The sequence below is a fragment of the Mycobacterium sp. IDUB_39 genome (genome assembly GCF_055419205.1).
Map to the genome: position 1 here is coordinate 44,901 of NZ_JBVAXF010000008.1, position 12,439 is coordinate 57,339.

The 12,439-nt window shown below is 64.9% G+C and carries 9 protein-coding genes; all 9 read right to left on the reverse strand.

What is annotated here, in order from left to right:
* Positions 1–216 precede the first annotated feature (216 nt).
* Positions 217–1,026, reverse strand: coding sequence for an IclR family transcriptional regulator (locus ACZY0X_RS26385; protein WP_463774639.1), 810 nt, complete (start codon positions 1,024–1,026; stop codon positions 217–219).
* Positions 1,027–1,118: 92 nt separating this feature from the next.
* A complete protein-coding gene (locus tag ACZY0X_RS26390) occupies positions 1,119–2,879 on the reverse strand; it encodes a hydantoinase B/oxoprolinase family protein (RefSeq protein ID WP_463774640.1) in 1,761 nt (586 codons plus the stop codon).
* The gene (locus tag ACZY0X_RS26395) at positions 2,876–4,984 is read right to left on the reverse strand and encodes a hydantoinase/oxoprolinase family protein (RefSeq protein ID WP_463774642.1); all 2,109 of its coding nucleotides are present in this window, start codon (positions 4,982–4,984) and stop codon (positions 2,876–2,878) included. Before ACZY0X_RS26395 ends, ACZY0X_RS26390 begins: the two co-directional genes overlap by 4 nt.
* Positions 4,985–5,031: 47 nt before the next feature.
* Complete coding sequence (locus ACZY0X_RS26400; protein ID WP_463774643.1) at positions 5,032–6,249, reverse strand: NAD(P)H-dependent amine dehydrogenase family protein; 1,218 nt, start codon at positions 6,247–6,249, stop codon at positions 5,032–5,034.
* Positions 6,182–7,108: an alpha/beta hydrolase gene (locus tag ACZY0X_RS26405; RefSeq protein WP_463774644.1), complete on the reverse strand. Its 927-nt coding sequence runs from the start codon at positions 7,106–7,108 to the stop codon at positions 6,182–6,184. The genes ACZY0X_RS26400 and ACZY0X_RS26405 overlap by 68 nt, the downstream gene beginning before the upstream one ends.
* A 17-nt stretch (positions 7,109–7,125) precedes the next feature.
* A complete protein-coding gene (locus ACZY0X_RS26410) occupies positions 7,126–8,103 on the reverse strand; it encodes an alpha-ketoacid dehydrogenase subunit beta (protein WP_463774645.1) in 978 nt (325 codons plus the stop codon).
* Positions 8,090–9,091 (reverse strand): thiamine pyrophosphate-dependent dehydrogenase E1 component subunit alpha, encoded by a 1,002-nt coding sequence (locus ACZY0X_RS26415; protein ID WP_463774646.1) that lies wholly within the window; start codon positions 9,089–9,091, stop codon positions 8,090–8,092. Before ACZY0X_RS26415 ends, ACZY0X_RS26410 begins: the two co-directional genes overlap by 14 nt.
* A gap of 238 nt (positions 9,092–9,329) precedes the next feature.
* Entirely contained in the window at positions 9,330–10,709 is a 1,380-nt protein-coding gene (gene sucB, locus ACZY0X_RS26420) for a 2-oxoglutarate dehydrogenase, E2 component, dihydrolipoamide succinyltransferase (protein WP_463774647.1), read from the reverse strand.
* A 377-nt stretch (positions 10,710–11,086) separates the two neighbouring features.
* Positions 11,087–12,058, reverse strand: a complete 972-nt coding sequence (lipA, locus tag ACZY0X_RS26425) for a lipoyl synthase (RefSeq protein WP_463774648.1) — start codon at positions 12,056–12,058, stop codon at positions 11,087–11,089.
* Positions 12,059–12,439 lie beyond the last annotated feature (381 nt).

Sequence of the window (12,439 nt, forward strand, 5' to 3'; positions counted from 1 at the left end):
CTCGCATTGAAAATGCCTGCTCGTATAGTGCGCTGTTGAGGTGTGGGTGTCAAGCCGATCACACCTTTTCCCAGCTGCCTGACCGACATGTGCGTGGCAGCCCACAGCGCCCACGCGGATGCCCCCCGCGGCACCTTTGGGCAGGCGCCAACCGGCCGTCACGACACAAAGGGCGGCGGCGTCCCGCCGCACACCTCAGGAAAACCGCCTCGCGTACTAGGCGAACCGATCCAACTGCTTGGCTCGGTCGCTGATATCCGCGGCCGCCTCCAAAAGCTGAGGCACCAGACGGGATTTCACCTCAGTCGGCTTCACCGGTCGGGCGATGGACAGATTCAACGCCGCAACCGCACGCTGATCGGCACCCAACACCGGTGCGGCGATACCACGCACTCCGACGGCGACCTCTTGATCGTTGAATGCGTAACCGACCTTGCGAATCTTCGCCAGTTCGTCGAACAGCGCGTCGACGTCGGTCAGGGTGTGCTCGGTCAATTTCTCGAACGCACTGTTGCTGACGATGGCCCTGACTCGCTCTTCGTCCATGAAGGCCAGCATCGCGCGTCCCAGTGATGAGGAGACAATCGGTAGCCGGCTTCCCACGACCAGTCGCAGCGCAAGGAGATCGTCGTTGAGCAGCCGGGCCACGTAGACCACTTCGTTGCCGTCCGGCATCGCGAAGTTCACGGTTTCGCCGGTGTCCTGCCGCAGGGCCTGCAAACGGGGCATTGCGACATCGACGAGCTCTCGGCTGCTCAGCGCCGCCTGAGCCAGCGAGAGAACCTTCAGACCCGGCCGGAACGTGCTCTGCCGAATCTCCTCGAGATAGCCAAGACTCTTCAGCGTTTGGCAGAACCGGTACGCAGTGCCGCGATTGAGGCCGGTCATGGTGGCGATCTCGTTGGTGGTCAACACCGCGCGCCGCTCGGCGAACACCTCGAGAACCGCGAGTGCGCGGGCAACGGACTGGATTCCACCGCTGTCGGTGCCGTTACTTTTCGTGCCGATGTTCGTATCGCGAGCCACGTGCGGAAGCATAAGCCATTCCTGTGTGTTTCCCAGCAGATACGTGCCTACCGGTAGGGCAGCCACATGGCGGCCCTACCGGTACGGCAGCGTTAGTGCGCGAGGGCCAATGCCGCACGGGCGCGTTCGGTTTGATCGCGGTCAACCGCACCGTCGACGCCGATCACGACCCCGTACGCGTCAGCGGCCCGCTGCGCGGTGATCCAGCCCTCCTCGACATCGAGGCCGACCTGCTCTGCGGGACGGTCACGGGGATCACCATAACCACCACCTCCGGCGGTCACCGAAACGATGGTCTCGCCGTCCTGAAGCGTGATGAGACCTTGCGGACCAAGAGGTTCCAGTGCGCCCTGGACAGTCCGGCGGAAGTGCATGCTGACTCCACCGGCGCCACCGCCACGGACACCCTGGGCTGCGCCGACCGCGCCGTCGGTTCCATAGGCCACCGACAAGGTGGTTCCCACGGGGCCGTACTCAACTTCGGCTGACGGCGCGCCACGGAACCTGCCTGCACCCTCAGTGTCAGCGACAAGTCGCTGTTTGAAAACACGGATGGGATGGGCCATTTCGGCTCCCTCGACGCTGTCGCGGCGGAGCATGCCGCCGCAGCCGACGTGGAAGATCGTCAACCACGCATCGGTCCACGGGGTACCTGCACCCCCAGTGACTGCCAGGAAGATCTGATTGACGAAATCGTGGCCGGTGCGCGGGTCTGAGCCCGAGATGACGGCCGCTGCAGCAGGAATGACAGCCCCGCATTCGGCCATGCCGATTCCCTCGGCGATGCCGGCGAACATCCGCTGCACCAGGTTCGACACTCGGTCGGCGAGGTTGGTGGTCGCCGCCGAGCAACTGTACGGATGGGTGGGGATGCCGACGGCGCAGTTCTCCCGGACCTTGACGTCAATGCGCCGTAGGCTGCCGGCATTGGGTGGCACGGTCTCGCCAATGGAGTTGAAGACTCCCAGCATCGCCGCAGTCTTGGCCGTCGACATGGTCAGGTTCAACCCGTTGGGCAGGCAGTCGACATTATCCCGCAGGTCGATGGCGATCCGCCGCTCGTCAGGATCGATTTCGACACCGACGGTGATCGGAACTCCGTCGGGCGCACCCGGATAGGGATCGTGTGCGGTGTGATCGCGCAGGGTGGTTGCAGGCAGAGCACTGATCGCCTCGCCCATCAGATGCTCGCTGTAATTGAGCCATTCGCGCACGAACTCCTCGAGGGTGTCCCAACCGACCTCACGGCCCAGATCGAGCATGCGCCGCTCCCCCAGGCGCACGGACCCCAGCAACGCCAGGTAATCGCCCCACCACTGGTCGGGAACCCGGATGCGCATCTTGAGCATCCGCACGATGTCGTCATTGTCTTGGTAGTCGCGCTGGATCCGGCAGGCGTCGAACAACAGCGCCCCCTCCTCGTACACGTCACGGGCATTAGCCATGTACGTGGTCGGCTGGGAGTTGCCACAGTCCGCCTGATGCGCCTTGGCCAGCACCGTGAAGCGATGCACGCCCTCATCGTCGATGACCGGAACCACCATGCAGTGGTCGGCAGCGTGTGAATTGCCGTTGTACGGGGAGTTATGCAGGAACGCGTCGCCCCGAACCATTTCGGGGTGCGCCTCGGAGATCGCACGCGAGATCAGATCGGGACCGCTCATCATGTGGATCGGCAGGCTCTCCGCCCCCATGACGAGTTCATGGTCGGCGCTGACGATGCAGCACGAGAAGTCGTGGGCGGCATTGAGCACCCCGGATCGACTAGAGCGGAAGATCGTGTTCATCATCGCTTCGACGATGACGTTGAGGCGGCTGCTCAGGACCGCCATGCGGACGCCGTCCATGGTCATTTCGAGACTCCTGTCGTGCTGGCCAGCGTGGGTGTCGCCGGTGCCGGTTTACCGGGGACGACGTGCAGGGTGCCGGACGTGCGACGGCAGAACCGCGCACCAGCGTCGACGAAAATCGCCGTGGTTGCGGTCTCCACGACCGCCGGTCCTTCGCGGGGCTCGTCGACCGGCACGTCGGCCAGCCGCCACACTTCCGCGTCACGCCACCCAAGATGGGGCAGGTACACCTGCCGCGTCCGCGGTTGTGCCGGACCCGATGCGACGACCGGCGGTTGAGGGTCGGAGAGCTGGCAGCGTGCGCGAGCGTGCCAGCTCTCGATCTCGATCGGAGCCGCCGGATCGGCGACAGCGAACGTGTCCTGATGGGCGGCATGGAATGCGTCGGCCAGTGCGGCGATGCCCTCGGCCGTTTCGGTGGCAGCCACATCGATCGGGACTTCCAACGTCCACACCTGGTTGGTGTAGCGTGCCTCCATCGAGAAATCGATGTGGCTGGAGATGATCTCGGCGCCAGCATCGGCAATGAATTCCGCAGCGCGCTCACGCAATTGGCCGATGATGCGAGCTACCTGCTCATGATCGAACGCGTCGGTGCGGGTCTTGCCGTTCATCTCGAATCCCCGCGACAACTCGGAGATCAAGGCACCCGCCGCGCTGAGCGCGGGTCCCATCACCGGCACGATGACCTCGGGGCAACTCAGCCTGCGGCCGATGGCCACGGTGTTGAAACCGGCAGCACCGCCACCACCGACCAGCACAGCGTGCGACGGGTCGATGCCCTGCTGGCTGGTGATCTCCTCGATCGCTCCGACCATATGCTCGGTGGCTAGCTCGTAGATCGACGCGGCAGCATCCTCGACACTCATACCCAGGGGCTCGGCCACGTGGATTCTGACCGCCTCGCGAGCGGCGTCGACATCGAGCCGGGAACGTCCGCCCAGGAAGTAATCCGGGTCCAGATAGCCCAGCACGACGCAGGCATCGGTCATCGTGGGTCGATCGCCGCCACGCCCGTAACAGGCCGGACCCGGTACCGCACTGGCACTTTCGGGGCCGACGTGCAGCATGCCGCCGGAATCGACACGCGCCAGGCTGCCGCCACCGGCGCCGACGCTGCGGACGTCGACCGACGGGAACCCGGTCATATGGCCGAGGAAGGGCTGGCCGATCCAGGACTCGCGGGTCCACGGGATGCGTCCGTCACGGACCACGCTCACGTCGTAGCTGGTGCCGCCGGTGTCAGCGACGATTGCGACGTCGGAGACCGCATCGTGTTTGGCGAAGAACCGTCCGGCCACCGGTGCCATCGATGGACCCGAGTTCAGTGAGTGAATCGGGGCGTCGGCGACATCGGCGGCGTCCAGCGCGCCACCCGAGGACGTCATCATCAACAGCCGACCGGCGAACCCAGCGTCGCGAAGACGCGCGCGGGCTCCGCCGATGTAGGCGGTCATCAATGGTTTGAGGGAGGCGTCGATCGCCGCCGACGATGCCCGACGGTACTCACGCAGGCACGGATTCAGCTGGTGCGACAGGGTGACCGGAATGTCGGGCAGTTCCCGGGCCAGGACCTCGCCGACGAGCAGCTCATGCGCCGGGTTGGTGATCGACCACAGCAGACATACCGCGACCGCCTCGGCATTGCGTTCACGCAACTGGCGGGCCACGTCGACGACGGCGGCCTCCGTCAGTGCGGTGACCACCTCGCCTTGGGCCCCGATGCGTTCAGGCAGCTCGAACGTCATCGACCGCGCCACATAGGGATCCGGGTAGGCCCGACGCTGATCGAAGATCCCAACCCGTCCGCCCTCGCGCAGCAACAGCACGTCGGGGTGCCCCTCGGTGGTGAGAAGGGCAGTGCGGGCGACGTTACGGGTGAGGACGGCGTTGAGGCCACGGGTGGTGCCGTGAAACAGCATGCTGCCCTGACCGAGCAGCTCCTCGCGGCTGCGGCCAAGTTGGTCCGCAGCCACCTGGAACACATCCAAGATGCCCTGCACCGGGTCTGCCGGTGTGGTGGGGCTCTTGAAGATGTCAAGGTTCCCCGAGGCGTCCTCGATGACAAGGTCGGTGAAGGTTCCACCGGTATCGACGGCAAATCTCATGGCAGGCTTTCTGGTCGGGCGGTACTGACGGTGCGAGCGGCGTCGCGTCAGCGCAGAACGGTTTTGGTGAGGTCGATCCACGCGGTGCTGGCCGGCAGATCTTTTGCGGTCTTGAGCCCCGCTGGTGCCGCAAGCACGCCGGGCACACTGTTGACCAGTTGCGCGGCGGTCGCCGGGATCGCATCCATTCCGGGGTTCAGCGTCACCGCGACCGGGTGTTCGCCGTGAATCGTGAAGGTGTCGACCGCATCCAATCCGTCCGCGGTGGGGCGCAGATGCAGGATGAGTTCCAACTCCATGAAAGTCTCGCCGCCGACGGTCCCGGTCGCGCGTTGCACGAACCCTTCCGTCACGCCTGCCGGTACCCCGCCGTAGCTGGTGGGCGCAGGCGTTTGGGCGATCATCGGCTCGAAGACCTCGGTAACGGGTCCGTCAAGGGTCACGCCGAGGCGCTCGGCAACCATCTGGACGGATTCAGGGAACCCGACGTGGCCGGCGATGGTCCCGGCGCGGTGCCCTTCGTCGAACTCCTCCTGCGTGTAGCCGATGCCCAGGCGCCGGTGAATGTTCTCCCCGAAGCCCAGGACATCGACGACGCGTCGGCCGGTGATCTTCTCGATGTTCCAGCTGCAACCCGTGGCTGCGGCAAGGAAGGTGTCGAAGATGAACCCGGGGTTCACGCCGGTACCCAGCACCGTTGCCCCGGTGGCTTGCGCCGCGGCGTCGATCGTGGCCGCGGTAGCCGCGTCGCGAGAGAACGGGAACGCGAGTTCCTCGCAGGGCGAGACCACATTGACGCCGGCTTCAGCGCAGGCCACCAGGTCGGCGCTGGTATCGCGCAGGAACGATCCGGTGGCGTAGAGCACCACATCGGGCTTCAGGGCCAACAGGTCAGACAGCTCTTCGCCGACCACCACCGGGCTAGAGCGCCTCGACCCGACGACTTCGCCCAGTGGACGGCCGATATCGGTGGGTTCCTTGGTGACCGCGCCGACGATCTCGAATCCGGAACGATGATCGACGAGCAGCCGGGCGGCCGCCTTGCCGATGCTGCCCAGCCCGCACAGGCCGATCTTGATCTGTTTCGCCATCACTGACACCTCATCCTTGCTCGCATAACGATCATCTGCTCGTATTCTGAAAGACGCAAGGTGGGGTGTCAACTGAAGACCCTGGTTCTCGCGTCGCTGTGCGTCCCTACAGGTTCGCGGTGAAGAAATCCGCCACGCGCTTGGCGACGACGTTCTGCCGCTCGCGATCGGCATAGAGGGTGAGGTGATCGGCGTTGGAGACGATCATCAATTCCTTCGCGTCACCGGGGATGGCCTCATAGGCCGCCAGCGCCAGATCCCAGTGGGTGTGGTCATCGCCCTCGGCGACGATCAACAGACTGGGCTTGGCCAGCAGCCGCGGCAGATACGGGAAGACGCTGTAACCCATCAGCAGGTCAGCGGACTCCGCTGTCGCCTCGCCGCGATAAGCCGGAGCCTCACGTTCCTTGAGCGCGGCGAAGGTCTTCTTGCTCTTCGGGAACGGCCAGGTCGAGATCTCGCCCTCAGTGGCCGGCTGGTGCTGGATGTAGGTGACCTCACCGGTGCGTTGCTTTGACCGGCGGGCTTCGAGGAGCGCTTCGTTGAAGCGACGGAAGCCCAGCGTGCCGTGGGCGAGGCGCATGTTCTGGTAGCCGTCAGTGACGGGCACGATTCCGCACAACGCCCGCACTCGAGGGTCGATGGCGCCCAAGACCATGACGTGTCCACCGCTGTAGGAAATGCCCCACACGCCGATTCGCGCGGCGTCGATCTCTGGCAGGGCTTCGACGAAGTCGATGGCGTTGCGGTAGTCGGCAAGCTGCTGCGCCGGATCGATGTGCTGACGGGGCTCGCCTTCACTACCGCCCATATTGCGGTAGTCGAAGATCAGGGCCGCGATGCCGTGCTGCGCCAGCGCCGCGGCGTAGGTCGGCTGGGCCAGCTCCTTGACGTAGCACCAGCCGCCGGCCATCACCACGCACGGAAACGGACCGTCGCCGACGGGGCGGTAGTACAGCGCCTCCAAGGTGAGCCCGTCGGACTGGAAGGTGATGGTGCTGGGCTCAATGCCCTGAGCGGTTTCGTTCGACATGCGATGCCTTTCGGTGGTCAGAATTTCGCTAGTTCAAGCAGGGACTGAAAGATCGTCTCGGGCGTCGGTACGATCGCCTCTTCCAGCGGGACACCGACCGGGATCGGCACGCGGTGTGTGGCGACTCGGTGGATGGGGCCGTCAAGATCGGTGAACAGTTCCCGGGCCGCCCAGCTGGCGATCTCCGATCCCCAGCCGCCATACTCGACTGCCTCGTACACGACGGCCAACTTCGAGGTCTTGCGTACCGAGGTCGCGACCGTCGGCAGATCCAGCGGCCACAGGTATCGCATGTCGACGACCTCGCAGGAATAGCCTGCCGCGGCCATCATCTCGGCCGCCTCCAGGCTTGCGCCAACCATGCGGCCCGCCGACACCACGGTCAGATCGGTGCCCTCGCGGCGCACCGCTGCACCCAGTCCGCGGAAACCCTCAGTGGTGTCGATCTCCTCGGACACCCGGAAGTACAGGCTCTTGTTCTCGAAGAACATCACCGGGTCGTCCAGTTGGATGCACTCGCGCATCATCCAGTAGGCGTCAGACGGGGTGCTCGGCATCGCCACGATCAGCCCAGGCGTCTGCGCGAACCACGACTCCAGGGACTGCGAATGCTGCGGCCCGTGGTTGGTGCCAGCGCCACCCGGGAGGCGCACCACCATCGGCACCGAGAACTGGCCGTTGCTCATATAACGGATCTTGGCCGCGAAGTTGATCAGCTGATCCATCGCAAGCATGACGAAGTCGGAGAACATGATCTCGACCACCGGGCGCGCACCCTCAGTGGCCGCGCCGGCGGCGAATCCCGCGAGTGCACCCTCGGAGATCGGCGAGTCCAGCACCCGGTCGGGACCGTACTTCTCGACGAGACCCTTGGTGACCGTGAAGACACCGCCTAGGGCACCGATGTCCTCCCCCATGAGGACGACGCGGTCGTCGGTCGCCAGTTCGGCGTCCAGCGCCTCCCTGATCGCTTCAGCGAACTTAAACTCGGCCATACCACTGCAGTCCTTCGGTTGCGTAAACGGTGTCGAACGCGTTTTCAGGGGTGGGGTGGTCGCCGCCCTCAGCGCTTCTCGTGGCGACGGCCACGATCTCCGCTATCTCGGCATCGACGCGATCGGCAGCACCAGGTGCGTCCTTGTCGAGCCGGGCTCTCGCCGCGGCGATGGGGTCATTGGCGTCGAGCCAGTCCGTGCCGGCGGACTTGGCGCGGTATCGGTAGTCGGCGTCGTTGATGCTGTGTGCCCGCACCCGGTAGACCTCGCACTCCAAGAACGCGGGCTTTCCGCTGCGGACGTACTCGATCAGATCCCCGGCGACCTCGTGGACAGCACTGACGTCGCGTCCGTCGACCCGTTCTGCGTGAATACCCATGGCACGCACGGTGTTGGTGATTGCACCGGGCTCGTCACCGAAGAGCCGCTCCACTGACATCGAGTGGGCCCACCCATTGTTCTCGCACACGAACAGACAGGGCGCATCCCAGAACTTGGCAAGCCGCAGCGTCTCGGTGGAGGTGCCGTTGGCGAACGCACCGTCCCCGAAGAAGGAGACCGCGATGTCGTCGGTGCCGGCTCGTTTCTTTGCCCAGGCCACTCCTGCGGCCCACGGCGCGCCACCGGCGACAATCGCCGTCTCGCCATAAAAACCCACCGCGCGGTCATGTAGGTGCATCGAGGCGCCACGCCCCCCGCTGGTGCCGTGGGTCTTCTTGTACAGCTCTGCAAGAACCGCCTCGGCCGAGACCCCCTTGGACAGTGCATGACCGTGTCCGCGATGGTTGCTCGTCACCGCATCGCTCCGGCGTAGATGCGCACAGACTCCCGCTGCAGCGCTCTCCTGGCCGAGCGAGGAATGGAACGACCCGGCGATCTGGCCGGCACGGTGAGCCCGTTCGATGGCCATCTCCACACCGCGGATGAGCATCATCTCCCGGTACAGGGCCAGCAGCTGGTCAGTGTCGGTGGTTGTGCTGGCGGCCACGACTCTCCCTTCGGATCGATGATGCCGGCGCCTTCCAGCGGCGGCTCGTATTAGTACCTAATGTTCGCATAGTGAATGTGGGGCGTGTCGACTCACAGCGGCGCGATGGCAACGCGACCGGCGGCCGATGTTGACGACACCACATTGCGAGCGTTCGCCCGCATTGTGAATACCCTACGACCGGGGCGGTGATCCGTCTAGTGCTCAAGGCGCAGAATCGCGGTTGAATTGCCCTGTGTCACAGCACGATCTCGCACTTCTCTAACCGTGTCTTCACATCCGTGAGAAAACGTGCGGCATCAGCGCCGTCCACGAGGCGATGGTCATAGGTCAGGGATAGGTACACCATGCGGCGAATTGCGATGGTCTCTCCGAGATCAGGGTCATCGATTACCGCCACCCTCTTGACCACCGCTCCCGTCCCGAGGACGGCGACCTGCGGCTGGTTGATGATCGGGGTGTCAAACAGCGATCCACGGCTGCCGGTGTTCGTCAGGGTGAAGGTTCCACCAGTCAGCTCGTCCGGACCGATCTTCTTGCTCCGTGCGCGAAGGGCCAGATCAGCGATGTTGCGCGCCAATCCGGCCACCGACAGGTCTCCGGCGTCGCGCAGTACCGGGGTGAGCAGCCCGCCCTCGGTGTCGACGGCGATGGCCAGATGCTCGCGGTCGTGATAGGTCACCTCACCAGCGGCAGTGTCGATGGAGGCATTGAGGCTCCGGTGCTCCTTCAGCGCGTCCAACGCCGCTTTGGCGAAGTAGGGCAGGTAGGACAGCGTGACGCCGTGACGCGCCGCGAAACCCTCCCTGTTGGCCTCACGATGACGCCAGATCGACGTCACATCGACCTCAACCACACTGGTCAACTGGGCACTGATCTGCAGCGACTCGACCATCCGTGCGGCGATGACCTTGCGCCGAGGAGACAGCCGTTCGGTGATCCCACCGGCCGGCACGTATCCGTTGGCGCTGCCGGGGAGGGTGTTCGCAGTAAGGGCCTCGATACCGATTCCGTCATGCGGCAGCTCAGCGGCGAGGGTGGGCGTCGACGTCGAGGGTTCCGTCGCAGGACTATCGATCCCACGTGATTGCCCGTCTGGCGTGGGCGGGTCCTCGACCTGGCGCACCGCGGCGGCGGCCAGGACGTCCTGTTTGCGGATCCGACCACCGACGCCATTGCCGACAACGGTCGACAGATCAATATCGTGCTCATTCGCCAACTTTCGGACCAGGGGCGTGACGAATGAGCTGATGGACCGTTCTTCAGGAACGACGGCGGGGGGAACAGGAGCGCTGGGCACGTCCGAGGCTGACCGCGGCCTCTCCCGGTCCGCTACCACCGGCGCGGCGGGCTCCGCCGCGGCGACCTCCGGTGCGCCGATGCCGTCCTCGATCACCGCGAGCCGCGTACCCACCGGCACGGTTTCGTCCTCGCCGACCAGGATCTCGGACAATCGTCCCGCCACGGGCGCGGGTATCTCTGTGTCGACCTTGTCCGTCGCGACCTCGAGCAGGGGCTCATCGAATGCCACTTCGTCGCCGACCGCCTTGAGCCATCGGACAACCGTTCCTTCAGTAACCGACTCGCCGAGGGCCGGAAGAGTGATCGAGGTAGGCATCGAGGCGAGATCTCCACATCTGCGGGCCGGATGTTTCAGTGAGCAGGGGTCGTGCCACCGGGGTGGACGAACACCGAACCGCGTCTCACTATACGAGCACTCGCCCGCATCGTGCAATCCTGAGATGCGCATGCGACATGACCGCGGACCGAGCTTCCCCTGCGGGCATCTCCTGGCGGAGATTCAGTCAGCGGAGTCAACGATCCAGTGCAGTGCCGCCATGTTGGCGAGATCGCTTATCCTGCATGCCTATTCGGAGTCGCTGGATCATGCAGCAGTTCTCGCACCGTCCGGCTGTCGCGAGCGTGGCGGCCATCGGGTCCATCAACTAGCCATTCCCTGATCCGGTACCGGCGGGCCCGTCTACCAGGATTAGCTCATCCGCGTGTAGTCGTGGCCTCGCGCTTGGCAGCGGCCTGCGCGTACAGCCGTCCCGCCCGGTAGGACGACCGCACCAGCGGACCGGCCAGCACGCCGGCGAATCCGATGCCCTCGGCGTAGGCGGCGTGCTCGACGAACTCCTCGGGCTTGACCCACCGCTCCACCGGGTGGTGACGCGCTGAGGGGCGCAGGTACTGCGTGATGGTGATGATGTCGCAGCCGGCCCGGTGGAGGTCGTCGAGCGCGGTGCGGACCTCCTCGGGCGTCTCGCCCATGCCCAGGATCAGGTTGCTCTTGGTGACGAGCCCGTAGTCCCGCGCGGCGGTGATGACGTCCAGGCTGCGCTGGTAGCGGAACGCGGGCCGGATCCGCTTGAAGATGCGCGGCACCGTTTCGAGGTTGTGTGCCAACACCTCCGGACGCGTCTCGAATACGGTCTCGAGCTGTTCGGGGATGGCGTTGAAGTCGGGGATGAGCAGCTCGACACCCGTGGTGGGGTTGAGCGCCTTGATCTGGCGGACGGTCTCGGCGTAGAGCCATGCGCCACCGTCGGGCAGGTCGTCGCGCGCCACACCGGTGACCGTCGAGTAGCGCAGGCCCATCGTCGCGACGCTCTCGGCGACACGACGCGGCTCGTCACGGTCCAGTTCGGCGGGCTTGCCGGTGTCGATCTGGCAGAAGTCGCACCGCCGGGTGCACTGTTCGCCGCCGATGAGGAACGTGGCCTCGCGGTCCTCCCAGCACTCATAGATGTTGGGGCAGCCGGCCTCCTCGCACACCGTGTGCAATCCCTCACGTCGGACCAGGGCCTTGAGTTCGGTGTACTCCGGGCCCGTCCTCATGCGGGTCTTGATCCACGGTGGTTTGCGCTCGATGGGGGTCTCGGCGTTGCGGACCTCCAGACGCAGCAGCTTGCGACCTTCTGGAACGACGCGGCTGGCTTCGTCAACCTCTTTGGGACAACTCATGTCGGTATGTAGATTGCCTGACCCCGAGCCTCAACGAGGACACTGGGCCAACTCAGACCTGCCCGACGTAGAGCCTTCATCATTCGCACCCTTTTCGCGGCTTTGGAGGCTTGAGCCTTCAACTGTTCTCGACGCTGACCAACCCGTGTTTCAGGTCTCGATCACCGATACGGTACGCCTTTCATCGACATGGGTGGAATGCCACGCCAAAGTGGTTAGTAGTCAACATGACTCGTCAGTGCTGAATCACAACTACGGTAGTCCGTTTCATTAATCCATCGATGAGAAGTTCACTATGGGCACAGTCGGGGCGCTCTCGAACCCCGAGCAGGACATTGCCACTTGGGATCGTAGAACCGTCCCAGTTCCTGCCGAGCTGAC